Here is a 26,920-nt window from a genome sequence, read left to right as displayed (position 1 = left end):
GCGAGGATGGGGAGACCATCGAGCGCGAGGTGTTCAACGCCCCCTCGGCCGGCGTGGCTATGGGGATGTACAACCTCGACGACTCGATCCGCGACTTCGCGCGGGCCTCGTTCCGCTACGGCCTCGATCGCGGCTTCCCGGTCTACATGTCGACCAAGAACACGATCCTCAAGCGCTATGACGGGCGCTTCAAGGACCTCTTCGCCGAGGTCTACGAGAACGAGTTCAAGTCCGACTTCGAGGCCGCGGACATCACGTATGAGCACCGGCTGATCGACGATATGGTCGCCGCGGCGCTCAAGTGGGAGGGCGGCTACGTCTGGGCCTGCAAGAACTACGACGGCGACGTGCAGTCCGACACCGTGGCCCAGGGCTTCGGCTCGCTCGGCCTCATGACCTCGGTGCTCTCCACCCCCGACGGTCGCACCGTGGAGGCCGAGGCCGCCCACGGCACCGTGACCCGCCACTTCCGGGCCCACCAGCGGGGTGAGAAGACCTCCACCAACCCCATCGCCTCCATCTTCGCCTGGACCCGGGGCCTGGCCCACCGGGGCAAGCTGGACGGCACCCCCGAGGTCACCGCCTTCGCCGAGACCTTGGAGCGGGTCTGCATCGACACCGTGGAGGGCGGCCGGATGACCAAGGACCTGGCCCTCCTGGTCGGCGCCGACGCCGAGTGGCTCACCACCGAGGACTTCCTGGCCGCCCTGGACGACGGCCTCCAGCAGAAGATGGCCTGACCGCCCACCCGTCGAGCCCTGTGCGAGGCCAGCGGGCGGGTCGTCCGGCGCCACGCCGGCGGCCGACGCCTGACGGTCAGGCTTCGGCGGCGGCCTTGAGGCGTCCGAGGGTGGCCTGCATGCCGTCGCGCTGGCGATCGGCGCGCCCCGGCACGATGCGGAAGAAGATCCGGGCCAGCAGCGGCTTGTCGCCGTCGGTCCGGGTCTCGACCAGGTGGGTGCCGCCCCCGGAGGTGGGCGAGAGGTGGAAGGCCCACTGGGCGGCCGACTCCTTGGTGACGAAGGAGAACACCTCGCCCCGCTCCGATTCCAGGACGGTGCTGGTGGTGGCCCACCGCAGCGGGCCCTGGCGGTTCCACCCCTTGAAGCTTCCGCCCACCCGGGGCCCGGTGCCCCCGTCCAACCACTCGCAGCGGTAGCACTCGGGGCTCCACTCGCCCATGCGGGTCACGTCGGCCACCAGGTCCCACACCTCCTCGGGGGGTGCGGCGATGTCGATCTCGGCGCGGTCGTCGGAGGGGGGCGTCGTCGGCATCCCCGGAGCCTCGCGCGACCGCCGGTCGGAACCACCGCCGGGCCGCCCGGCCCGGAGCGTCGACGGGGCCGACCCCGTAGCGTGGAACCATGCGCGCCTACGACTCGCTCTACATCGACGGCCAGTGGGTGCCCTCCACCGGGAGCGGCACCATCGACGTGGTCAACGCGGCCACCGAGGAGGTCATGGGCTCCATCCCCGAGGGCACGACCGAGGACGTCGACCGAGCCGTGGCCGCGGCCCGCGCCGCCTTCGACGGCTGGGCCCGGACCGACCCGGCCGAGCGGGCCAAGGCCCTCCAGGCCCTCTCCGACGGCCTCGGGGCCCGCAACCAGGAGATCGCCGAGACCATCACCGGCGAGGTGGGCATGCCCCTGTTCCTCTCCCAGCTCATCCAGGCCGGCCTGCCCACCGCGGTGGCCGGCTCCTACGTGGGCCTTCTGGACGAGGTGCAGTGGGAGGAGCAGGTCGGCAACAGCCTGGTGGTGAAGGAGCCCGTCGGCGTGGTGGGCGCCATCACGCCCTGGAACTACCCCCTGCACCAGATCGTGGCCAAGGTGGCGCCGGCCCTGGCGGCAGGGTGCACCGTGGTGCTCAAGCCCAGCGAGGTCGCCCCCCTCAACGCCTTCATCCTGGCCGAGATCGTCGACTCGATCGGCCTGCCGGCCGGCGTGTTCAACCTGGTCTCGGGCACCGGCCCGGTGGTCGGGGAGGCCATCGCCGCCCACCCCGACGTCGACATGGTCAGCTTCACCGGCTCGACCCGGGCCGGCACCCGGGTGGCCGAGGTGGCGGCCCCGACGGTGAAGCGGGTGGCCCTGGAGCTGGGGGGCAAGTCGGCCAACGTGATCCTGGACGACCTGGACGGCGCCGAGCTGGACACCGCGGTGCGCAAGGGCGTCCAGTCCTGCTACCTCAACTCGGGCCAGACCTGCACCGCCTTCACCCGCATGCTGGTGCCCCGCGACCGCCACGACGAGATCGTCGACATCGTGCGCGGCGAGGTGGAGGACGTCTACACCGTGGGCGACCCGGCCACCGGTGGCGGCCGCCTGGGCCCCGTCATCTCCGACGCCCAGCGGGACCGGGTGCGGGGCTACATCCAGGCCGGCATCGACGAGGGCGCCACCCTGGTCACCGGCGGGGTGGAGGCCCCCGAGGGCCTGCCCACCGGCTACTACGTGCGCCCGACCGTGTTCGCCGGCGTGGACAACTCGATGAGGATCGCCCAGGAGGAGATCTTCGGCCCGGTGCTGACGGTCATCCCCTACGACGACGTGGACGACGCCGTGCGCATCGCCAACGACAGCCCCTACGGCCTCTCCGGCGGCGTCTGGGGGGCCGACAAGGACCGGGCCCAGGCCGTGGCCCGGCGCCTGCGCACCGGCCAGGTCGAGGTCAACGGGGGCAGCTTCAACCCCCTGGCCCCCTTCGGCGGCTACAAGAGCTCCGGCAACGGCCGGGAGCTCGGCAAGTACGGCCTGGAGGAGTTCCTCCAGACCAAGGCCATGCAGCTCTGATGGTCAGGCCTCGTCGCCGGGGGTCCACTCGGCGATGCGGGCCAGGCCGTCGGGCGGGGTGGCCAGCTCGTAGGCGGTGACGGGTTCACCGCCCAGGAGGGTGACCTCGATCCGGCGGAACAGGCCCTCGGCCACCCCCTCCACCTCGTCCAGGTGAGCCAGGACCACGGCCACCACCTCGGGTTGGAGGTCGACCGCCCACCCCCGCACCAGGTCGTCGCCGGGGGTGAACACCGCGGCCGGCCACCCGCGGCCCGAGTCGTAGAGGTGGCCCTCGACGGCGGCCGGGCGCCATCCGACGGCGTGGGGCTCGAGCACCCCCCACCGCAGGTGGCCGGGCATGAGGGTGCCGTAGACGAACAGCGGCGGGGCCATGGCCGTCGATCGTCGCGCGCCCGGGACGGCGGCCGGCACCGGGCGTCTCGGCGACGGCGGGCCCGTGGGCGACCCCCGCGCCCCGGGTGCTCCGGGCGACGGCGGGCCGGCGTGTGGCCTCGGTGCCTCCGGGCGTCTCGGCGACGGCGAACCGGCTGGCGGACACCCCTCTGGCACCCTGGACGCGCGACGCTGCGGCCATCGCCTCCTCCCCCTCCGCCGATGCCGGCCCGACCGGGCACCCCCGGCCCGCCGTCACGCCACCGGTCGCCACCCCGACGGGCCCTGCCGACCCTCGGTCCGGGGCAGGAGGCCGGGCCGGCGACCCGGACGAGGCCGGGGTGGGGGGTGGGGCCGATGCGTCGGGCGAGCCGGGAGGGTCGGCCCGGGGCCGGGTGCGGACCACCACCAAGCAGCGGGGCCGGATGTCGGCCACCAAGGCCCGGGCCCTGGTCGAGCTGGCGCCCCGCTACGCCCTGGGTGATGCCGCCGCGAGCCCGCTGGGGACATGGCTCGACCGGTCGTTCGGGCGGCGGGCCCCCCGGCTGCTCGACGTCGGGACGGGCACGGGGGAGGCCACCGTGGCCTGGGCCCGCGCCCACCCCGATCAGGACGTGGTGGCCGTCGAGCTCCACCGGCCCGGCCTGGCCCGCCTGCTGGCCGGCATCGACGCGGCCGAGCTGGACAACGTGCGGGTCCACGAGGGCGACGCCCGGGACCTGCTGGCCGGGGCCGGGCCCGGCGACCTGTCCGCCGTGCGGGTCCTGTTCCCCGATCCCTGGCCCAAGCGCCGCCACTGGCCGCGACGCCTGGTCGACGGGGCCTTCGTGGCCCGGGTGGCCGACGTCCTGGCCCCGGGCGGGGTGCTGCAGGTGGCCACCGACTGGGCGCCCTACGCCGAGCAGGTGCGCGCCGTCCTGGCCGCCGAGCGGCGCCTGGGATCCCCGTCGGCGGCCCGACCCGACCGCCCCGTCACCGCCTACGAGGCGGCGGCCCGGGCCGCCGGCCGCCCGGTGGTCGACCTCGTCACCCACCGCCTCTGACCGCCACCCTCCGGGCCGGCACCAACTTGACCCACTGGTCAAGTCGGTGCGGCGGCGGTACGGTCCGGGACATGGCCCGCTGGAGCGACCTCGGGCGTCGCGCCCTCGCCACGGCCGGCGCCGCCACCCGGCGCCGGCCGGTGCCCGTCCCCCCCGGCGTGCCCACCCCCCGGGTGGCCGTCATCGGCAGCGGCTTCGGGGGCCTGGGCATGGCCATCCGACTGCAGCAGGCCGGCATCACCGACGTCACCGTGTTCGAGAAGGCCGACCGCCTGGGTGGCACCTGGCGCGACAACACCTACCCCGGCTCCGGCTGCGACGTGCCGTCCCACCTGTACTCGCTGTCCTTCGCCCCCAACCCGGGGTGGACCCGCAGGTTCCCCGAGCAGGCCGAGATCCTCGGCCACCTGGAGCGCACGGCCGACGACTTCGACGTGCGCCGGCTGATCCGCTTCGGCGCCGAGGTGACCAGCCTGGCCTTCGACGACGACACGGCGACGTGGACCGTCGCCCTGGCCGACGGGACCAGCCACGAGGTCGAGGCGGTGGTGGCCGCCACCGGCCAGCTCAACCGCCCCTACGTCCCGGCCCTGCCCGGCCTGGAGACCTTCGCCGGGCCGGCCTTCCACTCGGCCCGGTGGGACCACGACCTGGACCTGACCGGCCGCCACGTGGGCGTGGTCGGCATCGGGGCCAGCGCCATCCAGTTCGTGCCCGCCATCGCCGAGCAGGTGGGCTCGCTCACCCTGTTCCAGCGCAGCGTCAACTACGTGGCCCCCAAGCCCGACGGGCCCATCGGGGAGCGGTCCCGGTGGATCCTCCGACGCTTCGCCCTGGCTCGCCTGGCCTACCGGGCCTCGGTCTACCTGCGGTTCGAGTGGCGCTTCGTCGCCTTCAAGGACGGCTCCCGGCTGGGCCGGCTCGGGCAGGAGCGGTTCCGCCACGGGCTCCGCAAGGTCGTCACCCCGGGCCTCCCCGAGAGCGCGGTGGTCCCTGACGACCCGCTGGGCTGCCGGCGCATCCTGATCTCCAACGACTGGTACCCCACCCTGCACCGCCCGCACGTCCGGGTGGTGACCGACCCCATCGACCGGGTCGAGCCCGACGCGGTGGTGGCCGGAGACACCCGCCACCCGGTCGACACGCTGATCTTCGGGACCGGTTTCCGGGCCACCGACTTCCTGGCCCCCATCCACGTCACCGGCCGGGTCGGCAAGGTGCTGGCCGACGAGTGGTGCGACGGCGCCCGGGCCCACCTCGGCATCACCGTGGCCGGCTTCCCCAACCTGTTCATGCTCTACGGGCCCAACACCAACCTGGGCCACAACTCGATCATCTTCATGCTGGAGCGCCAGATCGGCTACGCCCTGCGCTGCATCCGGCGCCTGGCCGTGGATGGCCTGGCCTGGGTGGACGTGCGGCCCGAGGCCCAGGCCGCCTCCAACACGAGGCTGGACGAGGAGCTCCGGCGCACGGTCTGGGGCGGGGCCTGCCACAGCTGGTACAAGACGGCCTCCGGGCGCATCACCAACAACTGGTCGACCTACACGTACCGCTACTGGTGGCGCACCCGCCGGCCCGACCCCGCCGACTTCGAGGCCGCCCCGGCCCCGGAGCCACCGGCCCCCGCCGTCGACGACCCCCGGGAGCAGGTCCCGGCCTGAGCCGCCCGAGGGTGGGAGCGCGCCCCCGGGAGGGCGGTGGGCGGGGCGGCGCGTCGATGTCGAGCGTGCCGAGGGCCCTCGGTAACCTCCGAGCGGATCCTCCCGCCCCCTCCCAGGAGACCTGATCGCATGACCACCGAGCCCGTCCGCGTCGCCGTCACCGGGGCCGCCGGCCAGATCGGCTACGGCCTGTTGTTCCGCATCGCCAGCGGGGCGCTGCTCGGGCCGGACACGCCGATCGTCCTCCAGATGCTGGAGATCACCCCGGCCCTGGGCGCCCTGGAGGGCGTGGCCATGGAGCTGGACGACTGCGCCTTCCCCCTGCTGGCCGACACGGTGCGCACCGACGACGCCGAGGTGGCCTTCGGCGACGCCGACATCGTGTTCTTCGTGGGGGCCATGCCCCGCAAGGCCGGCATGGAGCGGGCCGACCTGCTGGGGGCCAACGGCGGCATCTTCGGCCCCCAGGGCCAGGCCCTGGCCCGGGCGGCCAAGCCGGAGGTCAGGGCCCTGGTGGTCGGCAACCCGGCCAACACGAACGCCCTCATCGCCCTGGCCAACGCCGAGGGCCTCGACCCCCGGCGCATCACGGCCATGACCCGCCTGGACCACAACCGGGCCAAGGCCCAGCTGGCGGCCCGCCTGGGGGTCAGCGTCAACGACGTCACCAAGATGACCATCTGGGGCAACCACTCCACCACCCAGTACCCGGACCTGGTCCACGCCCAGGTGAACGGGCAGAGCGCCTTCGACGCGGTGGGCGACGAGGCCTGGGTGGCCGACACCTACATCCCCACCGTGGCCAAGCGGGGCGCGGCCATCATCGAGGCCCGGGGGGCGTCCTCGGCGGCCAGCGCGGCCAGCGCCGCCATCGACCACGTCCGCGACTGGGTGCAGGGCACCCCCGAGGGCGACTGGGTGTCGATGGCCGTGGTGTCCGACGGCAGCTACGGCGTGCCCGAGGGCCTGGTCTCGTCGTTCCCGTGCACCACCAGGGACGGGGAGTGGGAGATCGTCCAGGGCCTGGACATCGACGACTTCTCCCGCCCCCGCATCGACGCCTCGGCCGCCGAGCTGGCCGAGGAGCGCGACGCGGTCCGGGAGCTGGGCCTCGTCTGAGCGCCCGCCGGCCGGGGGTGGGCCACCAGGGACTCGAACCCTGAACCAACGGGTTAAAAGCCCGGTGCTCTGCCAGTTGAGCTAGTGGCCCCGGTCCCCGGGGTGACCGCACGGTACCCGAGAGGCTCGGCGGGCGGCCCGGGCTCCGTACCATCGGCGGGCATGCCCCGCCCCCAACCCCGCCGCCCGGTGACCCGGGAGCTGGTGGCCCGCGGCCTGGCCGCGGACGAGGACGAGGCCGAGGACCTGGTGGAGGAGGGCGTCGTGGTCCGCAACGGCGGGCCCGTCACCTCGCCGGCCACCCGGGTGGCGGCCAGCGACGTGCTGGCCCTGGCCCGGCTGCCCCGCTTCGTCAGCCGGGCCGGGGAGAAGCTGGACCACGCCCTGGAACGGCTGGCCATCGACGTGGCCGGCCGCCGGGCCCTGGACGTGGGCGCCTCCACCGGCGGCTTCGTGGACTGCCTCCTCCAGCGGGGGGCGGCCGAGGTGGTGGCCGTCGACATCGGCCCCTCGGCCCTCCACCCCCGCCTGTTGGCCGACCCCCGGGTCGACGCCCGGGACCGCACCGACGCCCGGGGCCTGACCCCGGCCGCGGCCGGCACCTTCGGCTTCGCCAGCACCGACGCCTCCATGGTGTCGTTGACCCGCCTCCTGGCCGCGGTGGCCGGGTGCCTCGACCCCGGGGCCGACGTGGTCACCCTGGTCAAGCCCCAGTACGAGGCCGACATCGACGAGGTCCGCCGGGCCCGGGGCATCATCCGCGACCCCGGCACGTGGCGGGCCGTCCTCCACGACGTGGCCGCCGCCGCGGCCGGGACCGGCCTGGCCGTGCGGGGCCTGGTGGCCTCGCCCATCCGGGGCCGCAAGGGCAACGTGGAGTTCCTGCTCCACGCCCGGGCCGGCACCCCCGACGGCGCCCCGGTGGACGTGGCCGCCCTGGTCGAGGCGGCGGTGGCCGAGGCGCCGGCCTGACCCCGGCCGTCAGCGGGGGTGGGGGACGGCGTGGGCCCGGAGGTGCAGGACGCGCTCGTCGCCCCGGGCGTCGAGGCGGCGGGCCCACGACGAGGTGCCGGCCTCCAACTCGGCCACGCCCAGGAGGCGGGCCTCGTCGAGGGCCCACCCGGCGGCGGCCAGGCGGGGAGCCAGGTCGGCCCCGGCGGCCTCGGGGGTCAGCTCCGGCAGGTCGCGGAGGGCCACGGGCACCGGCGGGCGCCAGATGCTGGTGCCGATGGTGACGTCCAGGGAGGCGCCCTCGCAGGCCAGGGCCCGCAGGCCGCCGCACACCTCGGGGTCACCCCGCACCACCCCGTCCAGCAGCCGACCCCAGGGCATGAGGACCAGGACCTCGTCGGCGATGCCGGCCAGGGGAGGGGGGAGGGCCTCGGCGGCCGCTCGGACCAGCACCAGGTTGGGGGCCCCACCCTTCTCCGGCCGGCGGGCGGCCCGGGTGCTGGTGGCCGACAGGCGGGTCCAGGCCGGGTCGATCCCCACCACCAGCCAGTCCGGGTGAGCCCGGGCCAGCCGGTGGGCGGTGCGCCCGTCGCCGGCCCCCACGTCGGCCACCACGTGGGTGGCGCCCTCCACCAGGGCCCGCAGCTCGTCGCTCCCCAGGTCCTCCACCTTCCGGCCCCGTACCACCGGGACGGCCCCCTCGGCCGGCGCGCCCCCGTCGTCCCGGTTCACCGGCCGCCCTCGGGCGGGTCACCCTCGTCCCCGGCGGGGTCGTCGTCGGTGTCGCGGAGGGCCAGGACGGCGCGGTAGGCGTCGCGACGGGAGAGCCCGGTGGCGGTGGCCAGGGCATCGGCCAGGGTCCGGGTGGGCACCGTGTCGCCCAGGGCCCGGACCAGGCGCTGCACCGTGTCGTCGTCCACGCCGGTGGGGGCGGCGGGGGCCGGGGCCGGCCCGATGACCAGGGTGTACTCACCCCGGGGCTCGACCGCGCCCAGGGCCTCGGCCGCATCCCCGGTGGTGGTCCAGGCCAGCTCCTCGTGGATCTTGGTCAGCTCCCGGCCCACGCACAGCTCCCGGCCGGGGAGCACGGTGTCCAGGTCGGCCAGGGTGGCGGCCAGGCGGTGGGGGGCCTCGAACACCACCAGGGCCCCGGGATGGCGGCCCAGGTCGGCCAGGAAGGCCCGGCGGGCGGCGGCCCGGCGGGGCAGGAACCCGGCGAAGGTGACCAGGTCGGCGGGGATGCCGGCGGCGCTGAGGGCCACCACCGGGGCGCTGGGGCCGGGCACGGGGCGGACGGTCACCCCCGCCTGCCGGGCCCGGCGGACCAGGGGGTAGCCCGGGTCGCTCACCACCGGGGTGCCGGCGTCGCTGACCAGGGCCACCCGGGCCCCGCCGGCCAGGGCCTCGACCAGCGCGTCGGCGGCCCCGGCCTCGTTGCCCAGGTGGTGGCTGCGCACGTCCCTGGCCGTCAGGCCCAGGTCGCGAGCCAGGGTGCGGTAGCGGCGGGTGTCCTCGGCCAGCACCACGTCCACCGCGACCAGCACGGCCCGGCCCCGGGGCGTCAGGTCCTCGTGGTTCCCGATGGGCAGGCCCACCACGTAGAGCACGCCGGGGGGCGGCTCGCCCCCGACCGGGGTCAGCGTGACCTCCAGGACGGCGTCGGGCTGGCGCAGGGCGGCCACCAGGTCCCGGTCCAGGCCGGCGGCGCCCTTGGTGCCGGCGTAGGCGAAGGTCCGGTCGGCCAGGTCGTCCCCCCGCCGGACCACCAGCGACGGGCCCCCCAGGAAGCCGGGGGAGACGGTGGCCTCCAGCTCGTCGGTGCGGGCCCCGACCCGCAGCGTGATCCGCTGGCGGCCCCGGAGGCCGAGCAGGGCGGTGTCGTCCCACCGCCCGTCCACCCCCAGGATGCAGGTCCCCCGCTCGGTGAGGTCCGGGTCGCGGGTCACCTCCAGGGTCTTGGCGTGGGAGGCGGCGACCTGGGGGTGGCCCCGGGCGGTGAGCACGACCGGGGAGGCCACCTCAGCCCTCCGGGTGCTGGCGGCAGTACTCGTACAGGGCGATGGCCGCCGACATGGCCACGTTGAACGAGTGGGGCGGGCGGAACACGGGGATCTCCACGGCGTGGTCGGCGATCTCCAGGCAGTCCTCGGGGACGCCGAGCCGCTCGTTGCCCAGGACCAGGAGGGTCCGGGGGGCGAAGCGGTGCTCGGTCAGCGGGGTGGAGTGCGTCGTCTGCTCCACCGCCACCACCTCGTAGCCCTCCTGCTGGAGCTTGCGGGCGGCCGGGGCCAGGGACCGGCGCCGACGGATGTCGAGCTGGCCGTCCTCGATGCGGGAGATCTTGGGGTCGAGGCGCTGGTTGCCGCACACGATCATGTGGTCGACGGCGCACGACGCCGCGGCCCGGGCGATCTGCGACACGTTGACCCCGCTGTTCATGGGGGCCAGGCCGATCACCAGGGGCCGGGGGGCTCTGAGGGGCCACGGCTCCCGGTGGCGCTCCTGGACGAACCTCATCGGCCGGTGGGGCCGGCCCGGGCCCGGCGGTGCGGCGGGCGGGGAGCGGCGAGCACGGCCCGCATGGTCGCACGGGGCCCCATCGCCCCGCCAAGGGCGGTCGCCCGGCCCCGGTCGCCGGCCCGGGTGGGGGTCCCCGGGGCCCGGCGCGGAACATCGGCGGCCCCCGCACCCTCCCACCCCTGACACGCCACCACCGGGAGGCCCCCGGCGGAACGAGAGGAGCAGGACGATGAGCGATTTCGGGTTCGACGACGATGTGGCCGGGGTGGCCTACGACGGGGACGGCGACGGGGCCACCGATGCCGTGGCCCTCGACACCGACGGCGACGGCTACACCGACGTGGCCGCCTACGACGCCGACGGTGACGGGTTCGCCGATGCCGCCCTGGTGGACGTGGACGGCGACGGTGTGGCCGACGCCGGGGCCTACGACCTCGACGGTGACGGGGCCGCCGACGCGGTGGAGATCGACGTCGACGGCGACGGGTTCGTGGACACGGTGGAGGTGGACAGCGACGGCGACGGCCTGGTCGACGCCGTGCTGGTCGACACCGACGACGACGGGGCCGTGGACACCGGGGCCCTGGACCTCGACGGCGACGGGGAGGCCGACGCCTTCACGTCCGACACCGACGGCGACGGCGTCCTGGAGACGATCGAGGTCGACACCGACGGCGACGGCGTCCTGGACACGCAGGCCTGGGACTCCGACGGCGACCTCGACCTCGACGGGTCGGTGCCCATCTCCACCGACCTGGGCGCCGGCCCCTTCCAGGCCTGACCACCCCGGTCCCCGCCGCCCCCGGGGCAAGACGCCACGTGCGGCCGCGGCCGCGGTGTGTGCCCGTGTGACGGCCAGCCCGGGAAGTGACACCCGATCGCAACCCCACCGGCCCCTGGTCGCAACACCGCGGGAGTACAAGGGACCGGCACCGCTCCACGGACGAGGACCAGTCGCCATGCTCACCTTCCGGCGCCACCGCACCGACGGGCCCACCCGGGCCCCGGCATGGATGCTCGACGACTGTTGCTCCGAGTTCCGGGCCTCCGGCCTGGAGCTGCAGCTGATCGAGGCCGTCGAGGCCCGCGACCGGCTGCAGCGAGGGGGCGTCGGCGACAGGGACGAGGTCGAGGCGGAGATCGCCCGCCTCCAGGACGAGCTGGCGCGGGTGAGCGCCGCGCCGTTCGCCTCCCATCACGTCGACGCCGCCTAGGGATGGCGCCGGGGCCCGTCGGGCCCCGGCGCCCCATCTCCGCCCCCTAGCGTCCGGGGCCCATGGACGCCCCGCCCGCCCGCCCGGCCCCGTTCCCGCCCCTGGTCCCGGCCCCGGCCCGGGGGCGGTCCTTCACCGTCCGCCGCCGGGTGCGGTGGGGTGACGCCGATCGCCACGGCCGCCTGCGCCTGGACGCCGTGGCCCGCTACCTCCAGGACGTGGCCAACGACGACACCCGGGACGCCGGGCTCGACCCGGCGGCGCCCTGGGTGGTCCGCCGCACGGCCATCGACGTGGTCGTCCCGCCGTCGATCGGCGAGGAGCTGGCCCTCACCACCTTCACCGGAGGGCTGGGCAGCCGGTGGGCCGAGCGGCGGACCTCGCTCCTGGGTCACCGCGGGGGCCGGGTCGAGGCTGCGTCGACCTGGGTGTGCCTCGACCCGGACACGGGACGCCCGGCCCGCCTGGGCCAGGACTTCCTGGCCACCTACCAGGAGGCCGGGGGTGGCCGGCGCATCCACGCCCGCCACCTCCAGGGCCCGCCGCCGGCCGGTGTGGCCCGCCGGCCTTGGGTCGTCCGCAGCACCGACCTCGACGCCTTCGGGCACGTGAACAACGCCGCCACCTGGGAGCCCGTGGAGGACGAGCTGGACCGGCGGGGCATGGCGCCGGCGGCCGCCACCGTGGAGTACGGCGCCGCCATCGGCCCCGACGACGCCGTGGACCTGGCCTCGGTGGCCGGCGACGGCACGGTGGCCCTCTGGCTCCTGGTCGGCGACGAGGTCCGGGCCTCCGCCGTGGTGATCCCGGCCGCCTGACCGGCTGGCCGGAGGCGGCCGCCACCCCGGGTCGGGCCGACCGCGCTCCCGGCCCCCGGGGTGCGACGCTACGGGCATGGTTCGGGAGGGGCACGAGGGGCACGAGACCGGGGCCGCGGCCCCTGACGACGCGGCGACGGTGGGCGATCCACCGGGCCGGGCGACCGGGGGCCCGGGAGGCCGGGGCGTCACCCCGTGGTTGGTGGCCGCCGCCACGCTGGTGGTGCTGATCGTGGTGGCCGCCGTCGTGCTCAGCGGCGACGGGGCCGATGACGGCCCCGGGCCGCGGGCCGCCGGCGACGACGCTCCCGTGGGCGAGGGGAGCGGACCGGCCCGGACCTCCACGGGCGAGTCGGACGACCCGGTGGCACCGGTGGACCCCGATCCCCGGTTCGCCTCGGAGCCGGCCACCAGCGGCTGGTACCTCCCCCCGGAGGGCTGGGAGATGATCGCGGTCTCCTCCGACGTGTTCGAGGGGTACTACGGAGGGGCGTGCCCGTGCTCCTTCCTGGCTGCCACCCGGCCGGGGGAGCTGGCCACCCCGCTGGACATCTGGGAGACGGAGCGGGGCCAGCTCCCGGCCGGGCTCACCGACCTGGGCTTCGAGCCGGTGGAGGTGGGAGGGAGGCCGGGGTGGCAGAGCCCACCGATGACCTTCACCGGGGCCAGGATGGTCCTGGTCCCCCTCGAGTGGGGGCTGCTGGCCGCCTCCATGGGCGCGGATGACGTGGATGTCGGCCTGACGGTGGTGGATGCCTGGCTCGACCGACGGGAGGCGGGGGAGGAGGTCGACGTCGACGGGCTCCCGTTGCCCGCGGGCTGGATCCGCAGCGGCCTGGTCAAGAGGCCCGCCGTCTCCTACTTCCACCTCGTCTCGGTCCTGGTCCGCCAGCAGGCCACGGGCCGCGTCATCGAGTACCAGCTGGCCCCGACCGGCTACAACCGCCGGTGGCTCCAGACCCCTGCGGTGGCGGAGGGCGCCGAGGGGGCCCTGCGCCTCGTCTACCCGGACACCGACCGCCTCCTCTACCGGGATGGGCCCGAACAACCGTCGGCGGGCGCGCCGGGGCGGGTGGTCGCCGCCCGGATGGGTGGGCCGGTCGACGTCGTGGTCGGGGACAACTACTTCGGCGACAACCCGCTCGACAGCCTCAGCGAGACCGAGGTGGTGGCCTTCCTCGAAGGGCTGCGCCTGGTGGAGACCGAGGAGTGGCGGGCGGCCCTGCCGTCGGACTCCATCGACCGCAGCGCCCAGGGGTCGCCGTCGCTGTTCGACCCCCCGCTCACCCAGCCCTGACCGCCCGGGGTCGACCCCCCGCCGTCACGACCCGGTCCGGGCGCTGGCTACCTTCGGGGGCCATGGCCGAGACCGAGTACCCGCAGCGCCCCTTCGTCGGACCTCCCGGCTCCACCAACGTCTTCCTGGTCCGCCACGGGGCGTCCGAGCCGGCGGTGCCCGGGCGGAGCTTCCCCCTGGCCGACGGCCACGGCGACCCGGCCCTGGCCCCCGAGGGCCGCGAGCAGGCCGAGCGGGTGGCCGCCCGCCTGGCCGACGAGCACATCGACGCCATCTACGTCACCACCCTGCGCCGCACCCACGAGACGGCGGCCCCGCTGGCCGCCCGGCTGGGGCTGGAGCCGGTGGTCGAGGCCGACCTGCGGGAGGTGCACCTGGGCGAGTGGGAGGGCGGGTCGTTCCGCCAGCACGTGGCCGAGGGGCATCCCACCGCCCTCCGGGCCTTCGCCGAGGAGCGGTGGGACGTGATCCCCGGCGCCGAGCCCCAGGAGGCGTTCTCGGCCCGGGTGCGGGCCGGCATCGACCGCGTCGTGGCCCGGAGCGCGGGCCGACGCATCGCCATCTTCACCCATGGTGGCGTCATCGGTGAGCTCCTGCGCCTGGCGTCGGAGAGCAGCCGGGGCTTCGTGTTCGCCACCGCCGACAACGCCTCCATCTCCCACCTCCTCCTCCTCGGCGACCGGTGGCTGGTGCGCCGGTTCAACGACACCTCGCACCACCCCGGCGGCCTCGACCGCCCCGAGCCGGCCGACGCCGTGCTGCCCTGACCCTGCGGAGACCGTCGGCCCGGCCGGGGGGGCGGTTCGTCAGGCCAGGGTGACGGGGTCGCCGGTGGCCACGGTGCCGGGCGTGGCCACGGTGGCGTAGACGCCGAGGTCCTGGCCCAGGTCCTTCACGACGTGGCGCAGGACCTGCCGGTCCTGGGGGACGGAGGCGTCGATGGGCCGGGTGACCATCACGCACCGGGGGCAGCCGGTGGCCACCTCCAGCTCCACCGCACCGACCCGCAGCCGGCGCCCGATCCAGCTCCGTTCGGGGTGGCCGTCCTCGTCACCGGTGTCGATCACCAGGCTGGGCCGGAAGCGGCGCACGTCGATCACGCTCTCGGGCAGGGCCTCGGACAGGGCCCGGAGGGCCGAGGTGGACAGCAGGAGCAGGGGGAAGGCGTCGTGGTAGGTGCCCGGCGGCGACTCGAACTCCAGGATCTCCGGGGGGAAGCCCGACAGGTCGGGGAGGGGCTCGCCCTGCTCCCGCCCGAAGATGGCGTTCAGCTCCTCCATCAGGTCGTCGTGGTCGGGGGCGCCCCGCCGGTAGTGCTCCACGTCCTCCGGCGGGCGCAGGGGCTCCAGGGTGACCCCGTGGTCCAGGGCCGCCGAGACCCGTTCGCTGGCGTCGGTGTCGTCGGTGCGGACGGTGGTCCCGTCGGGCAGCCCGATGGCCACCGGGCCGCCGGGCCCGTCGACGTAGCGGGCCGAGAGCTGCATGAGCCCGCCCAGTTGCTTGGCCCCCCGGATGCCGCCCCGCACGTGGTCGCGGGTGGCCCAGGCCCGGTCACCGGCGATGCCGGCCGGGCCCACCTCGGCGGCGGGGACGGTGACCCCGATCATCGACTTCACCGGGTACTGCCAGATCTCGGCCAGGTGCACGCCCGCTGTCTACCGCACCCTGAGGCACCCCCGCCCGACTTCACCTCGCGTCGCGGACCACCTCGTCCAACGCATCCCGCACGCCCAGCTCTCCCGCCCACCGATGCAGGTACTCCCAGTCCAACCCGTCCCCGGAGATGGCCAGGATGCCGGCGACGTCACGTCGCTGGCGATCGGATCCCGTGCCGGCGCCCCACTCGAGCTTGGCCAGGATGGTGTCCTCCGCAGTGGCGACGTGCAGGTGGTGCCCGTCGAGCTCGATGGGGAGGCGACGAGCCAGCTCGGTACGGCTATAGGGCCGGTCCTTCACGATGATCAGGTCGACCTTGCCCTGGGTTCCCATCTCGATCACGTTGAACTGGTCTCGGTGGGCCAGGGCGCGCTGAGCATCATCGACATAGAAGCGTGACGGGTCGAGGTCGTCGAGGAACGCCTGGAGGCGGGTGGCGTCCGGGTCGATGACGACGTCAACGTCCATGGTCGTCCGTGGCTCGCCGTGGAAGGAGCTGGCGTAGGAGCCGGTGAGCATGTGAGGGATGTGGGCTCGGTCCAGACGCGTGGCGATGGTGCCCAGCAGGCCGAGCAGGCTCACGTGCGCTGGGCGCGGAACGCCTGCCCGGCGCGGCTGACCTTGCGAGCCTCCTCCGCCATGGCGAAGGCAAGGGCGAGGCGCTCCTCGCCGGTCATGGCCTTGTGGAGGGCGCGCTGGACGGCCCAGGCGTCGGGGTGGGTGTCGGCGGGCCGCACAGGGCCAGGCTACCGAGGCGGGCCCGTGCCATGGGGTGGTCAGCGGGAGGCGAAGTGGTCCCGGACGTTGGCCACGGATCGGGCCACGTTGGCCCGGTGGCGGCCCGGGTAGCCCAGCAGGCGCAGGGCGAAGGGGGCCTTGGCCGGGGACTGGTCGTAGGTCTCGGTCAGGCGGGTGCCGCCGTCGGGGGTGGCCTCCATCTCCCAGCGCCAGCGGTGCCCGCTCACGTGGCACCAGGCGATCTTGGTGCCCTGGGCGTACTCGACCACCTTGGAGGTCATCCGGTAGGGCACGCCGACCTGCTTCATGCGCACGTTGAAGCGGTCGCCCTCTCCCAGCACCTCGGGGCCGGAGGTGCTGTCCTGGACGGTGGCGTCGCCGCTGATGGCCTGGTGGTTGGCCGGGCGGCGGACGTAGTCGAACACGTCGGCCGGCGGGGCGTCCACGACGACGGTGGCCGACACGGTGTCGCGGTCGGACTCGACGGTCACGCCTTCGGGCAGGTCGGTCTCGGGCATGGCCCCGACACTACGAACCGGGGCCCCGGCCCGCCGCCCCGGAGTGCTCGTGGGCGGGGCGGCGCCCCGGGGGCCGGTCGCCCTACGGTCGGGGCATGGCACCCCGCTTCGACCTGATCGGCCTCGTCGCCTCGGACATGGCCGCCTCGCCGGCCTTCGACCGCCGGCTCGACGTCGACCTCTTCGCCCCCGTCCCCGCCGCCCCGTGACCGCCACCGACCCCTACGCCGGGCTGCCGGACCTCGCCTTCGACCGGCCGGCCGACGGGGTGCTGCGCATCACCCTGGACGGTCCCGGCCTCAACGCCGTGGACCACGCCGTGCACCGGCAGCTGGCCGAGGTGTGGCGGGTGGTCGACCGCGACCCCGACACCCGGGTGGCCCTGCTGCAGGGGGCGGGCAAGGCGTTCTCGGCCGGCGGCAGCTTCGAGCTCCTCGACGACCTCATGGCCGACTACGCGGTGCGGACCCGGGTGCTGCGCGAGGCCCGGGACCTGGTGTTCAACGTGATCGACTGCACCAAGCCCATCGTGTCGGCCATCCACGGGCCGGCGGTGGGGGCCGGCCTGGTGGCCGGGATCCTGGCCGACGTGTCGGTGGTGGGCCGGGGGGCCCGCATCATCGACGGCCACACCCGCCTGGGCGTCGCCGCCGGCGACCATGCCGCCATCTGCTGGCCGCTGCTGTGCGGCATGGCCAAGGCCAAGTACTACCTGCTGACCTGCGACACCCTCACCGGCGAGGAGGCCGAGCGCATCGGCCTGGTCTCGCTGTGCGTCGACGACGACCGGGTCCAGGAGCGGGCCCTGGAGGTGGCGGTGCAGCTGGCCGGGGGAGCGCAGTCGGCCATCCGCTGGACCAAGCAGGCCCTCAACAACTGGTACCGGGCCCAGTCCGGCATCTTCGACGCCTCGCTGGCGTACGAGTTCTTCGGCTTCGCCGGCCCCGACGCCCGGGAGGGCCTGGCCTCCCACACCGAGAAGCGGGCCCCCCGCTTCGACGGGCCCACGGGCGAGTGAAGGCCTGCTGCGGTTGATAATGGGAACGGGTCTCGTTATTGTCTCGGCTCCACCCCCTCACCCTGGAGCCCCGTTGCGCCGTCCCCTCGCTCTCGCCCTCTCCGCCGTCCTCCTCGTCGCCGGCGCCGCGGCCTGCGGATCCGACGGTGACCAGGCCGGCTCCGGAGCCGACCGGCCCACCGTGGTGGTCACCACCACCATCCTCGGGGACGTGGTGCAGCGGCTGGTCGGGGAGCGGGCCGACGTGGCGGTGCTCATGCCCCGGGGCGCCGACCCCCATGACGTGCAGCTCTCGGCCCGCCAGGCCGCCGACCTGCGGGAGGCCGACGCCCTGGTCGTCAACGGGGGCGGGTTCGAGGCCGGCTACCTCGACGCCATCGAGGCGGCCGAGGCCGACGGCGTCCCGACCCACGCCGCCCTCGACGACGTGGACACCCTGGCCTTCGCCGACGAGCACGGCGACCACGAGGCCGAGGCCGAGGCCGACGAGGGGGCCGACCCGCACTTCTTCACCGACCCCGACCGGGTGGCGGAGGCGGCCGAGGGCATCGCCGCCTTCCTGGCCGCCGAGGTCCCGGCCCTGGCCACCGGGCCGGTGCGGGCCGGGGCGGCGGCGGAGGTGGAGGCCCTGCGAGGCCTGGCCGAGGAGGTGGGCCGGGTGCTCGATCCCATCCCCGCCGAGCGGCGTGTCCTGGTCACCAACCACGAGGTGTTCGGGTACTTCGCCGACCGCTACGACTTCGAGGTGGTGGGCGTGGTCATCCCCGGGGGCGGCACCGGGGCCGAGCCCAGCGCCGGGGAGCTCGACGCGCTGGCCCGCACCATCGAGGCCGAGGGGGTGCCGGCCATCTTCGCCGACGCCTCCGCCCCCCCGTCGCTGGCCCGGGCCCTGGCCGACGAGGTGGGCGACGTCGACGTGGTGAGCCTGTTCAGCGAGTCACTGGGGGAGCCCGGCTCGGGAGGGGACACCTACGCCCGGATGGTCCGCACCAACGCGGCCCGGATCGCCGCCGCCCTGGCCTGAGCCGCGGCGGGCCCCGGTGCGGCGCCGGGCCCGGAACTGCAGGCCCCGGAGCACCACCGCCGCGCCCCCGGCGTAGGCCACGCCCTGGGTGACGCAGGTGGCGCACATGGGGGCCGACCCTAATGGTGCTGGTGCTGGTGCTGGTGCTGGTGCCGGGGCCGGAGTGCGGCCGACCTCGGGCCGTGCCAGGGTCTGGGATCGTGGCCGAGCCCTCCCCCGAGCCCCCCGAGGAGGCGCTGCCCGTCGAGGCCGCCTCCCACCTGCTCCGGGCCCTGGCCAACCCCCACCGGGTGGCCATCGTGATGGAGCTGGCGGGGGGCGACCGGTGCGTCCACGAGCTGGTGGCCGCCCTGCACCTGCCCCAGCCCCTGGTGTCCCAGCACCTGCGGGTGCTGCGCGACGAGCGGCTGGTCGAGGGCCGCCGGCGGGGCCGCGAGGTGGCCTACGCCCTCACCGACCGGCATGTGGCCCACATCGTGGGCGATGCCGTGGCCCACGTGGCCGAGCGGACCGACGCGGGATCGGCCTGAGGGCGATCTGCTCGTCGAAGCTCTTGCCCCGGGCTGGTCCGGGCCTGGCGCCGCGCGGCCCCGGCGACCGGGGCCGAGACCCGCGGGCCGGCGTTGGTGGGGGGCCCGGAGCTGGCCGTAGGGTCGCGGGCGGTCGCCTCGCAACCGGGCGGTGCGACCACCCTGGGAGGGCCAGATGGAGATCCGCGGCGCGCGCGTGTTGGTGACGGGGGCGAGCGGGGGCCTGGGTCACGCCATCGCCCGGGACCTGGCCGGCCGGGGGGCCGAGCTGGTCCTGACCGCCCGGCGCACCGCGGTGATCGAGGCCCTGGCCGAGGAGCTGGGCGCCGAGACCGTCACCGCGGACCTGACCGACCGGGCCGACGTCGAGCGCCTGGCCGGCCTGGCCGCCGAGGCCGACGTGCTGGTGGCCAACGCCGGCATCGGCGCCGACAAGGGGGTGGAGGAGGTGGAGCCGGCCGACGTCGACGCCTCCATCGACGTCAACCTGCGGGCCCCCATCCTCCTGGCCACCGCCTTCGTGCAGGGCCACCGGGCCTCGGGGGCGGCCGGGCACGTGGTCATGATCGGGTCGCTGTCCGGGTTGGCCCCGTCGCCGGGCACCAACATGTACAACGCCACCAAGTTCGGCCTGCGGGGCTTCGCCCTGTCGCTGCGCCAGGACCTGCACGGCTCCCCGGTCGGGTTGAGCATCGTGGAGCCCGGGTTCATCCGGGGCGCCGGCATGTTCCACGACGGCGACATCGACCTGCCCCCCGGGGTCCGCACCTCGACCCCCGACGACGTGGCCCGGGGCGTGGCCCGGGCCATCGAGCGCGACGTGGCCGAGGTGTTCGTGGCACCGCCCGAGATGCGGGTGGCCTCGACCCTGGCCTCGGTCGCCCCGGGGCTGACGGCGGCGGTGATGCGCAAGGTCGACGCCGGCGGCCGGGTCAAGGGCCCCACCTCCTCCTGACCCGGCCGGGCCCGCACCCCCGACGGGCGGTGACACCTCCTCCCGACGGTCTGGCCCGCCGGCCCGGCACCCGGGGCCCGTCCCGTCAGCCGCGGGCGGCTTCGTGGCGGCGGGGCGGGGCGGCCACCATGTCCCGATGCACCGGCGCCCGCGGCTCGTCTCCCTGGCCGCGGTGGCCGTCGCCGCCGGCCTGGCCCTCGGGGGGGCGGTGGGACCGGGCCCGGTCGGGGCCCAGGCCCCCGACCCGGGCGACCCCACCGTCACCACTGCGCCCATCGCCCCGCCCCGGGCCTCGATCGTGGTCGACGTCGACAGCGGGCGGGTGGTCCTGGCCTCCGGTGCCCGGGAGGCGGTGCCGCCGGCCAGCACCACCAAGATCCTCACCGCCCTGCTGGCCGTGCAGCGCCTGGGCCTCGACACCGACGTCACCGTGCCCCCCGAGGCCGTGTTCGCCACCCCCCGGCGGCTCCAGCTCGAGCCCGGTTCGGTCTGGGAGGTGGAGGACCTGCTCTACGCCGCCCTCCACTGCTCGTGCAACGACGCGGCGTGGACGCTGGGTCAGGTGGCCGGCGGGGGCACGATGGCCGGGTTCGAGGTGGCGGCGGCCGAGCTGGCCGCCCAGCTCGGCCTGGCCGACCAGCCGGTGCTGCGGGACCCGGCCGGCCTCGACGGGCCGGCCTCCATCAGCGGCGGCAACCTGATCAGCGCCCGCGACCTGGCCATCGCCGGCCGGGCCTTCCTGGCCGACCCCGAGCTGGCCGCCATCGCCGCCGACGAGGGCCACGAGTGGGTGGGCGGTGACGGCCGCCCCCACGCGGTCACCAACCTCAACCAGTTCCTGGGGCGCTACGAGGGGGCCTTCGGCCTGAAGACGGGGTCGACGTCGCGGGCCGGCCTGACCTTCGTGGCCGCCGCCGAACAGGGCGACCGCCGGCTCCTGGCCGTCGTCCTCGGTTCGCAGAACCACTACGCCGACGCCCGGGCCCTGCTCGACCGGGGCTTCCTGCTGGCCGCCGCCGGCGAGGTCACCGACGACGTGCTGCCCCCCGTCCCCGACGCCCTGGGCGGCCAGCCCACCACGACCACCACCACCGGCACCACGACCGAGGCGGGTCCGGCGACGGCGCCGGCCACCGGGCCCGGGGACGGGGGAGACACCGACGGTGGCGGCGTGCTGCGCTCCCGGCCGCCGACGGATCGGCCCGGCGCCGACACCTCCGGCGACGCGGCCCGGCGGGTGGTCTGGTTCGCCGTGGGCCTGGTGGCGGCCCTGGTCGTCCTGGCCCTGGCCGTGGCGGCGCGGCGCCGCCTGCGCCCCCCCGGCATCGACCGGCGCCCGGCTCGTCCCCGCCGCCGCCCCCGGCGGGCGCGGGCGGCGGTGCCCGACGAGGCGTGATCGCCCCGTCCGGCGGCGCCCGGCCCCGACCGGCCCTGGTCGGCTCGGGGACGGAGGGGCACGGCCCCGTGGGGCCGGGACGGGTCGATCGGGGCCCCTAGGGTGGCGCCGTGGACCCGGACGACGGCACCCCGCCCGCCCCGGCACCGGACCGGTCCGGCGGGCCTCCGGCCCCCGACGGCTCCCGGCCCGATCCCGGCGGGCTCCCGAGCGCCGAGGGCACGATGCCCGGGGGCGACGGCCTCGACCTGGACCGGGTGGCCGCCGAGTTGGCCGCGGTGGAGGCGGCGCTGGGTCGGCTGGACGAGGGTCGCTACGGCACCTGCGCGGCCTGCGACGGCCCCATCGCCGACGACCTGCTGGCCGCCGAACCCACCCGCACCACCTGCGGCGCCCACCAACCGGCCTGACGGCGGGGTCCCCTCGGGGTCAGATCTGGCCCGGCCGGGTGACCTCGTCGTGGGCCGGGTCGAGCAGCAGCTGGCGGTCACCGAGGGACCAGGCCCGGCCGTCGTGGTGCAGCCAGCGCCCCTCCAGGTTGGCGATCCGCTGCCGGACGTCGGTGAAGCGGTCCTCGACGGCGTAGATCAGGCCGCTGTGGCTCACGGCCACCACCGTCGCCCCCGGGCCCGGTGTCCGGGCCAGCTCGTCGAGGGCGGCCCAGGCCCGGGCGGCCAGGGTGTCGGCCGGCTCCCAGCCCGGCGGGGCCACCAGCCCGTCGGCCTCGGTGCCCGGCGCCCGGGCCGGGTCGTCGGGGAGGGCGCCGGGGAACCGGAGGTGGATCTCGGCCCTGGTCAGGCCCGAGAACGCCCCGGCGTCCCGCTCCCGCAGCCGGGGCTCGACCTCCACGGCCCGCCCGGTGGCCGCCGCCAGCAGCTCGGCCGTGAGCCGGGCCCGGGCCAGGTCGGAGGCCACCACCCGGTCCACGGGGGGCAGGGCCCGGGCCGCGGCCCGGGCCTGGTCCCGGCCCCGGTCCGAGAGCGGTGGGTCGGCCTGCCCCTGCCAGCGGGCCTCGGCGTTCCAGGTCGACTCCCCGTGCCGGACCAGCAGGACGTGGACGGGGGGCACGGGGCGCCAACCTAGGCGGCCGGCCCGTCCGGCCCGATCGGCGGAAGGGGGCCGGTCCTCGGGTCACAGGTAGGCTCGCCGCCCGACATGGCTGTGCTGAGGCTCTTCGCCGCCGCCCGCGAGGCCGCCGGCACCGCGACCGACGAGGTGCCGGGCGAGACCATCGACGAGGTGCTGGTCGCGGCGCGGGCCCGCTACGGCTCCGGGTTCGCCGATGTGCTGGCGGCCAGCCGCGTCTGGTGCAACGGCGAGCCGGCGGCCGGGGCCGATCCGGTGGGCCCGGCGGACGAGGTGGCGGTGCTGCCGCCGGTGTCCGGGGGCAGCGAGGGGCCCGAGCCCCCGCCCCGGGTCCGCCCCCGGCCCGTGCGGGGACCCGGCGCCCCCGACGACCCCGCCCCGGCGCCCCGGCGCCGGAGCCGGCCCGACGATCCCCGGCCGGCGGCCCGGGCCCGCCCGGCCCCGGCGCCACGCCGCGACCGTCCGGCCCCCGGTGCCCCCCCGCCCCGCGACCGCTCGGCTCCGGGCGGCCCGGCCGCCCGCCGGGACCGCCCGGCCCCGGCGCCGCCTCGTCGTCGCCCGCCCCGGCCCACCGCCGGGGCCGACCGGCCCGTCGCCCCCTGGGACGTGGCCACTGCGGCCCGGCCGGCGGCTGACGGGCCCGCCGCCGCCTCGCCGCCGCCCGCCCCGGCCCCGGCCGCCACCGCTCCGGCCCCGACCGGGCCCGCCCCGACCCGTGGCCGCCCAGCCCCCGCCCCCCGGGGTCGCCGCCGGGCCCCGGTCGACAGCGCCCCCCCACCCGCTCCTGCCCCCGCCGCCCCGGGCCCCGTCGTCCCGGCCCCCGGCCCGGTGGCCGGGCCGCCATCCGGCGCTCTGACCCGGACGGCGGCCGTGGCCGGGACGCCCATGGCCGGGGCCGACCCCGCCGGGGGATCGGCCCAGGCCGGCCGGCTGACCCGCATGCGGTCGGTGGCCGTGCCGGTGACTGGCCAGGTCCGGGTGTGGGGCAAGGAGCGGCAGGTCAGCGGGGCTCGGACCCGCACCACGGGCTTCGGGCGGCGCTACGCGGTGGTCTACGACACGGAGGGGTGGAAGGTCACCCTGGGCATGGCCTGGTTCGTGGTCGCCCTGGCCGCCACCATCGAGGGCTGGGCCCCGCTGTCGCTGCTCTACGGCGTGGCCGCCGGCTGGGCCGCCCTGGAGGTGGCCCGGCGCCGCCGCGAGGTCGGGGGTGGGCCCCACCCGTGGGTGGCCGCCCTGGGCGGTGGTGCGGTGGCGGCGGCCGGCGCCGGAGGCTCGGCGCTGCTGGGCCTCGCCGTCCTGGGGCTGGTCCTGGCGGCCGGGGCGGTGGCCGCCCTGGGCCCCGGGGGCCGGTCCGGCGCGGTGCCGACCGCGGCGGCGACGGTGCTCTGCGCCCTGCCCGTGGGCCTGGCCGCGGCGTGCCTGGTCCTGACCCGCGACCTGGAGATCGGCGCCGCCATCACCCTGCTGGTGTTCGTGTCCTGCTACGAGGCCGGTGACTTCCTCATCGGCTCGGGGGCGTCCAACAGCATCGAGGGCCCGCTGGTGGGCATCGTGACCGTGGTGGTGGCGGCCGTGGTGGTGGCCGTGCTCCACGTCCCGCCCTTCGACGGCCAGCCGGTGTTCACCTTCGCGGCTCTGGCCGCAGTGGCCTGCCCGGTCGGCCAGCTGGTGGCCTCGGGCCTGCTGCCGGCATCCGATGCCCGGGCCCCGGCGCTCCGCCGCCTGGACTCGCTGCTGGTGCTGGCCCCGCTCTGGTGCTGGGCCGTGGGGCTGCTGATCGACAGCCAGGCCTGACCGGTTCGCTCGCGATCGTCACACGCGCGCTCACCACGGTTCGGGTTCGCGGCGGGCGAGCCCCTACCCTGGGGACATGTCGGGGCCGGCGTCCGAGCTCGAGCAGAGGTGGCGTGACCTCGGGGAGTTCATCCGCGAGCAGCGACGCATCGGCCACCTGTCCCTGCGGAAGCTCTCGGAGATGGCGGGGGTGTCGAACCCGTACCTGAGCCAGATCGAGCGGGGACTGCGCAAGCCCTCGGCCGAGATCCTCCAGCAGATCGCCCGGGCCCTGGAGATCAGCTCCGAGACCCTGTACGTGCGGGCCGGCATCCTCGAGGAGCGGCCCGACGAGGCCGACCTGGTGGGGGAGATCCGCCGCGACCCCTGGATCGACGAGGACCAGAAGCGCACCCTGATCCAGATCTACGAGTCGTTCCGGGCCGCGGCCCACCCGGGCGGGACGGCGGCCGGGGCCGGGACCGATGGGGTCGACGGGACGTCGGCGGAATCGGTCGGGGCCACGCCGGGTTGACGCCCTCGTGGCCCGGGTGACGCTCCTCAGCCTGCACACCTCGCCCCTGGTCCAGCCGGGCCTGGGCGACAGCGGGGGCATGAACGTCTACGTGCGGGAGATGGCCGCCGGCCTGGCCCACGCCGGCCACGACTGCACCGTCTACGTGCGCACCGACGCCGACGGGCTGCCGGATCGGGTCGAGGTCGAGCCGGGCGTGGCCGTGGTCCACGTGGCCGCCGGCCCCCCCGCCCTGGCCAAGGAGGAGCTGCCCTCGGTGGTCGACACGTGGGCCGACGCCGTCCGGGCCGACGTCGAGGCCCGGGGCGGGACCGACGTCCTCCACTCCAACTACTGGCTCTCGGGGGTGGCTGGGCACCGCCTGAAGCACGCCCTCGACGTCCCCCTGGTGTCCACGTTCCACACCCTGGCCCGGGTGAAGGCGGCGGCCGGCGACCCGGAGCCCGAGTCCCGGGCCCGGGCCGAGGCGGCGGTGATGGCCTGCTCCGACACCGTGCTGGCCAGCTGCCGGGCCGAGGCTGACCAGCTGGCCGGCCTGTACGCCGTGCCCCGCTCCCGCATCGCCCTGGTGTCCCCCGGCGTGGAGCACGCCCTGTTCTCACCCGGTCCCCGGGCCGGGGCCCGGGCCGCCCTGGCCGACCTGGACCTGGGGGACCGGCCGGTGGTGCTGTTCGTGGGCCGGGTCCAGCGCCTCAAGGGCATCGACGTGGCGGTGGCGGCCCTGGCCCGGGTGGCCTCCGGCGACGCCGTGCTGGTGGTCTGCGGGGGCCCCAGCGGGGCCGAGGGCGCCGCCACCCTGGACGACATCGGCGCCCGGGCCGCCGCCCTGGGGGTGGCCGACCGCGTGCGGGTGGTGCCGCCCCGCCCCCACCACGAGCTCTCGACCCTGTACCGGGCGGCCGACGTGGTGGTGGCCCCCAGCCGGTCCGAGTCGTTCGGGCTGGTGGCCCTGGAGGCGGCGGCCTGCGGGCGCCCGGTGGTGGCCGCCGAGGTGGGCGGCCTGGCCACCCTGGTCGACCACGGCCGCACCGGCCTGCTGGTGCCGTCACGGGATCCCGGGGCGTGGGCCGCGGCCCTCGACGCGGTGCTCGGCGACCGGTCGGCGGCCGAGGCCATGGGCCGGGCCGGGGCCCGGCGGGCCGCGGCCTACGGCTGGGCGGCGGCGGCCCGGCGCCTGGCCGCGGTGTACGCCGAGGTGGCGGCCCGGGGGCCCCTCGACTGCGCGGCCTGAGCGGCCCGGCCGGCGCCGCCCGGGCGTCCCCGCCGGCCCGGGCCGCCCCTACGCTGCGGCCATGGAGACGCCTCCGGCCACGCCCACCGAGCTCGACGCGCTGGCCGAGCGGATCCAGGGCTGGCTGGAGGAGCTCCAGGCCGGGAACCCCTTGATCGAGGACGTGACCCGCGACGACACCGGCCCCCGCCGGTGGTTCGTCCGCCTGGCCGGGGAGCAGCGGGACCACACCACGGTGTGGCTCCACCTGCGGCAGCGGTCCCTCCACCACGAGACCTACGTGCTGCCCGCCCCGGTCGACGAGCCGGGCCGGTTCTACGAGCACCTGCTGCGCCGCAACCTGCGCCTGCGGGGCCTGGCCTTCGCCATCGGGGAGGAGGACGCCGCCTACCTGGTGGGAGAGGTGCCGGTGTCCACGTTGGACCTGGACGAGATCGACCGGCTGCTCGGCCTCCACCACGAGGCGGTGGAGCTGTGCTTCCGCCCCGCCCTCCGGCTGGGCTTCGCCTCCCTCCTCTCGTAAACTTTCAGCCCCTTTCATGCTTGAAGGCCGTCCGGGCCGGGTAGCCCGGAGGCGGCCCCGGACGGGGAGGCCGCCAGAGCGTTCGGGGAAGTGCGCGTGGCGACCTCCCTCCCGGGGGACCCCTGCCCGCTGCCCTGG

Annotated in this window: 31 protein-coding genes and 1 tRNA gene; 21 read left to right on the top strand and 11 right to left on the bottom strand. The window is 76.4% G+C overall.

All coding sequences use genetic code 11. The features are described from left to right. The coding region (locus tag VEW93_06600) for an NADP-dependent isocitrate dehydrogenase (GenBank protein ID HYI61459.1) at positions 1-740 on the top strand (740 nt) is incomplete at its 5' end. Between the two features lie 76 nt (positions 741-816). Here the strand turns inward: VEW93_06600 and VEW93_06595 are convergent. Continuing rightward, a complete protein-coding gene (locus VEW93_06595) occupies positions 817-1,275 on the bottom strand; it encodes an SRPBCC family protein (GenBank protein ID HYI61458.1) in 459 nt (152 codons plus the stop codon). 89 nt (positions 1,276-1,364) lie between these two features. On the opposite strand from VEW93_06595, the gene VEW93_06590 reads away from it, so the two are divergent. After that, the gene (locus tag VEW93_06590) at positions 1,365-2,795 is read left to right on the top strand and encodes an aldehyde dehydrogenase family protein (protein HYI61457.1); all 1,431 of its coding nucleotides are present in this window, start codon (positions 1,365-1,367) and stop codon (positions 2,793-2,795) included. Positions 2,796-2,798: 3 nt separating this feature from the next. On the opposite strand, the gene VEW93_06585 is transcribed toward VEW93_06590, so the two are convergent. Further along, positions 2,799-3,170, bottom strand: a complete 372-nt coding sequence (locus tag VEW93_06585; protein HYI61456.1) for a gamma-glutamylcyclotransferase family protein — start codon at positions 3,168-3,170, stop codon at positions 2,799-2,801. A 395-nt stretch (positions 3,171-3,565) separates the two neighbouring features. Here VEW93_06585 and trmB point away from each other — a divergent pair, with 395 nt between their 5' ends. From trmB to VEW93_06570, 3 genes are all read left to right on the top strand, one after another. After that, positions 3,566-4,213: a tRNA (guanosine(46)-N7)-methyltransferase TrmB gene (gene trmB / locus VEW93_06580; protein ID HYI61455.1), complete on the top strand. Its 648-nt coding sequence runs from the start codon at positions 3,566-3,568 to the stop codon at positions 4,211-4,213. Between the two features lie 71 nt (positions 4,214-4,284). Then, positions 4,285-5,877, top strand: coding sequence for an NAD(P)/FAD-dependent oxidoreductase (locus tag VEW93_06575; GenBank protein HYI61454.1), 1,593 nt, complete (start codon positions 4,285-4,287; stop codon positions 5,875-5,877). 129 nt (positions 5,878-6,006) lie between these two features. After that, a complete protein-coding gene (locus VEW93_06570; GenBank protein HYI61453.1) occupies positions 6,007-6,996 on the top strand; it encodes a malate dehydrogenase in 990 nt (329 codons plus the stop codon). Between the two features lie 18 nt (positions 6,997-7,014). Here the strand turns inward: VEW93_06570 and VEW93_06565 are convergent. Then, a tRNA-Lys gene (locus VEW93_06565) sits at positions 7,015-7,087 on the bottom strand. A gap of 71 nt (positions 7,088-7,158) precedes the next feature. On the opposite strand from VEW93_06565, the gene VEW93_06560 reads away from it, so the two are divergent. Continuing rightward, positions 7,159-7,968, top strand: a complete 810-nt coding sequence (locus VEW93_06560) for a TlyA family RNA methyltransferase (protein HYI61452.1) — start codon at positions 7,159-7,161, stop codon at positions 7,966-7,968. Positions 7,969-7,977: 9 nt separating this feature from the next. On the opposite strand, the gene VEW93_06555 is transcribed toward VEW93_06560, so the two are convergent. The 3 genes from VEW93_06555 to VEW93_06545 are packed head-to-tail and all read right to left on the bottom strand — an operon-like array spanning position 7,978 to position 10,464. Next, the gene (locus VEW93_06555) at positions 7,978-8,679 is read right to left on the bottom strand and encodes a class I SAM-dependent methyltransferase (GenBank protein HYI61451.1); all 702 of its coding nucleotides are present in this window, start codon (positions 8,677-8,679) and stop codon (positions 7,978-7,980) included. Next, positions 8,676-9,965 (bottom strand): 16S rRNA (cytidine(1402)-2'-O)-methyltransferase, encoded by a 1,290-nt coding sequence (gene rsmI, locus VEW93_06550; GenBank protein HYI61450.1) that lies wholly within the window; start codon positions 9,963-9,965, stop codon positions 8,676-8,678. The genes VEW93_06555 and rsmI overlap by 4 nt, the downstream gene beginning before the upstream one ends. A gap of 1 nt (position 9,966) precedes the next feature. Next, positions 9,967-10,464: a TrmH family RNA methyltransferase gene (locus VEW93_06545; protein HYI61449.1), complete on the bottom strand. Its 498-nt coding sequence runs from the start codon at positions 10,462-10,464 to the stop codon at positions 9,967-9,969. 232 nt (positions 10,465-10,696) lie between these two features. On the opposite strand from VEW93_06545, the gene VEW93_06540 reads away from it, so the two are divergent. The 5 genes from VEW93_06540 to VEW93_06520 all read left to right on the top strand — a co-directional run bounded on the left by VEW93_06540 (position 10,697) and on the right by VEW93_06520 (position 14,563). Next, the gene (locus tag VEW93_06540; protein HYI61448.1) at positions 10,697-11,248 is read left to right on the top strand and encodes a hypothetical protein; all 552 of its coding nucleotides are present in this window, start codon (positions 10,697-10,699) and stop codon (positions 11,246-11,248) included. Between the two features lie 178 nt (positions 11,249-11,426). Further along, positions 11,427-11,681 (top strand): hypothetical protein, encoded by a 255-nt coding sequence (locus tag VEW93_06535; GenBank protein ID HYI61447.1) that lies wholly within the window; start codon positions 11,427-11,429, stop codon positions 11,679-11,681. Positions 11,682-11,743: 62 nt separating this feature from the next. Further along, a complete protein-coding gene (locus VEW93_06530; GenBank protein ID HYI61446.1) occupies positions 11,744-12,499 on the top strand; it encodes an acyl-ACP thioesterase domain-containing protein in 756 nt (251 codons plus the stop codon). 202 nt (positions 12,500-12,701) lie between these two features. Next, positions 12,702-13,796, top strand: coding sequence for a hypothetical protein (locus tag VEW93_06525; GenBank protein ID HYI61445.1), 1,095 nt, complete (start codon positions 12,702-12,704; stop codon positions 13,794-13,796). Between the two features lie 62 nt (positions 13,797-13,858). Beyond that, the gene (locus VEW93_06520; GenBank protein HYI61444.1) at positions 13,859-14,563 is read left to right on the top strand and encodes a histidine phosphatase family protein; all 705 of its coding nucleotides are present in this window, start codon (positions 13,859-13,861) and stop codon (positions 14,561-14,563) included. 39 nt (positions 14,564-14,602) lie between these two features. Here VEW93_06520 and VEW93_06515 read toward each other — a convergent pair whose 3' ends face one another. Genes VEW93_06515 through VEW93_06500 form a run of 4 tightly spaced genes read right to left on the bottom strand, consistent with a single transcriptional unit; the run spans position 14,603 to position 16,708 of the window. Further along, the gene (locus tag VEW93_06515; GenBank protein ID HYI61443.1) at positions 14,603-15,442 is read right to left on the bottom strand and encodes an MOSC domain-containing protein; all 840 of its coding nucleotides are present in this window, start codon (positions 15,440-15,442) and stop codon (positions 14,603-14,605) included. Positions 15,443-15,482: 40 nt separating this feature from the next. After that, positions 15,483-16,034, bottom strand: coding sequence for a hypothetical protein (locus tag VEW93_06510; protein ID HYI61442.1), 552 nt, complete (start codon positions 16,032-16,034; stop codon positions 15,483-15,485). Next, positions 16,031-16,189 (bottom strand): hypothetical protein, encoded by a 159-nt coding sequence (locus tag VEW93_06505; protein ID HYI61441.1) that lies wholly within the window; start codon positions 16,187-16,189, stop codon positions 16,031-16,033. Before VEW93_06505 ends, VEW93_06510 begins: the two co-directional genes overlap by 4 nt. A 39-nt stretch (positions 16,190-16,228) precedes the next feature. Further along, a complete protein-coding gene (locus tag VEW93_06500) occupies positions 16,229-16,708 on the bottom strand; it encodes an SRPBCC family protein (GenBank protein ID HYI61440.1) in 480 nt (159 codons plus the stop codon). Positions 16,709-16,913: 205 nt separating this feature from the next. Between VEW93_06500 and VEW93_06495 the strand changes: the two genes are divergently transcribed. The 6 genes from VEW93_06495 (at position 16,914) to VEW93_06470 (ending at position 22,041) form a co-directional block, all read left to right on the top strand. Beyond that, the gene (locus VEW93_06495) at positions 16,914-17,726 is read left to right on the top strand and encodes an enoyl-CoA hydratase/isomerase family protein (protein HYI61439.1); all 813 of its coding nucleotides are present in this window, start codon (positions 16,914-16,916) and stop codon (positions 17,724-17,726) included. Between the two features lie 73 nt (positions 17,727-17,799). Further along, positions 17,800-18,750 (top strand): metal ABC transporter substrate-binding protein, encoded by a 951-nt coding sequence (locus tag VEW93_06490; GenBank protein HYI61438.1) that lies wholly within the window; start codon positions 17,800-17,802, stop codon positions 18,748-18,750. Between the two features lie 200 nt (positions 18,751-18,950). Next, entirely contained in the window at positions 18,951-19,280 is a 330-nt protein-coding gene (locus VEW93_06485) for a metalloregulator ArsR/SmtB family transcription factor (GenBank protein HYI61437.1), read from the top strand. A gap of 175 nt (positions 19,281-19,455) precedes the next feature. Next, a complete protein-coding gene (locus tag VEW93_06480; GenBank protein ID HYI61436.1) occupies positions 19,456-20,235 on the top strand; it encodes an SDR family NAD(P)-dependent oxidoreductase in 780 nt (259 codons plus the stop codon). Positions 20,236-20,371: 136 nt separating this feature from the next. After that, positions 20,372-21,631: a serine hydrolase gene (locus VEW93_06475; protein ID HYI61435.1), complete on the top strand. Its 1,260-nt coding sequence runs from the start codon at positions 20,372-20,374 to the stop codon at positions 21,629-21,631. 110 nt (positions 21,632-21,741) lie between these two features. Then, a complete protein-coding gene (locus tag VEW93_06470) occupies positions 21,742-22,041 on the top strand; it encodes a hypothetical protein (GenBank protein HYI61434.1) in 300 nt (99 codons plus the stop codon). 19 nt (positions 22,042-22,060) lie between these two features. On the opposite strand, the gene VEW93_06465 is transcribed toward VEW93_06470, so the two are convergent. Next, positions 22,061-22,699 carry a histidine phosphatase family protein gene (locus VEW93_06465; GenBank protein ID HYI61433.1) on the bottom strand — a complete coding sequence of 213 codons (639 nt, stop codon included), beginning with the start codon at positions 22,697-22,699 and terminating at the stop codon, positions 22,061-22,063. 87 nt (positions 22,700-22,786) lie between these two features. Here VEW93_06465 and VEW93_06460 point away from each other — a divergent pair, with 87 nt between their 5' ends. From VEW93_06460 to VEW93_06445, 4 genes are all read left to right on the top strand, one after another. Further along, a complete protein-coding gene (locus VEW93_06460; protein ID HYI61432.1) occupies positions 22,787-24,514 on the top strand; it encodes a MoaD/ThiS family protein in 1,728 nt (575 codons plus the stop codon). Between the two features lie 76 nt (positions 24,515-24,590). Then, on the top strand, positions 24,591-25,028 hold the full coding sequence (locus VEW93_06455; protein ID HYI61431.1) for a helix-turn-helix transcriptional regulator: 438 nt from the start codon (positions 24,591-24,593) through the stop codon (positions 25,026-25,028). A 16-nt stretch (positions 25,029-25,044) separates the two neighbouring features. Continuing rightward, positions 25,045-26,259: a glycosyltransferase gene (locus VEW93_06450; GenBank protein ID HYI61430.1), complete on the top strand. Its 1,215-nt coding sequence runs from the start codon at positions 25,045-25,047 to the stop codon at positions 26,257-26,259. Positions 26,260-26,320: 61 nt separating this feature from the next. Next, positions 26,321-26,782 carry a YbjN domain-containing protein gene (locus tag VEW93_06445; GenBank protein ID HYI61429.1) on the top strand — a complete coding sequence of 154 codons (462 nt, stop codon included), beginning with the start codon at positions 26,321-26,323 and terminating at the stop codon, positions 26,780-26,782. Positions 26,783-26,920 lie beyond the last annotated feature (138 nt).

The sequence above is a fragment of the Acidimicrobiales bacterium genome (genome assembly GCA_035630295.1).
GTDB lineage: Bacteria > Actinomycetota > Acidimicrobiia > Acidimicrobiales > Iamiaceae > Iamia.
This window is presented reverse-complemented; position numbering and strand designations above follow the sequence as displayed.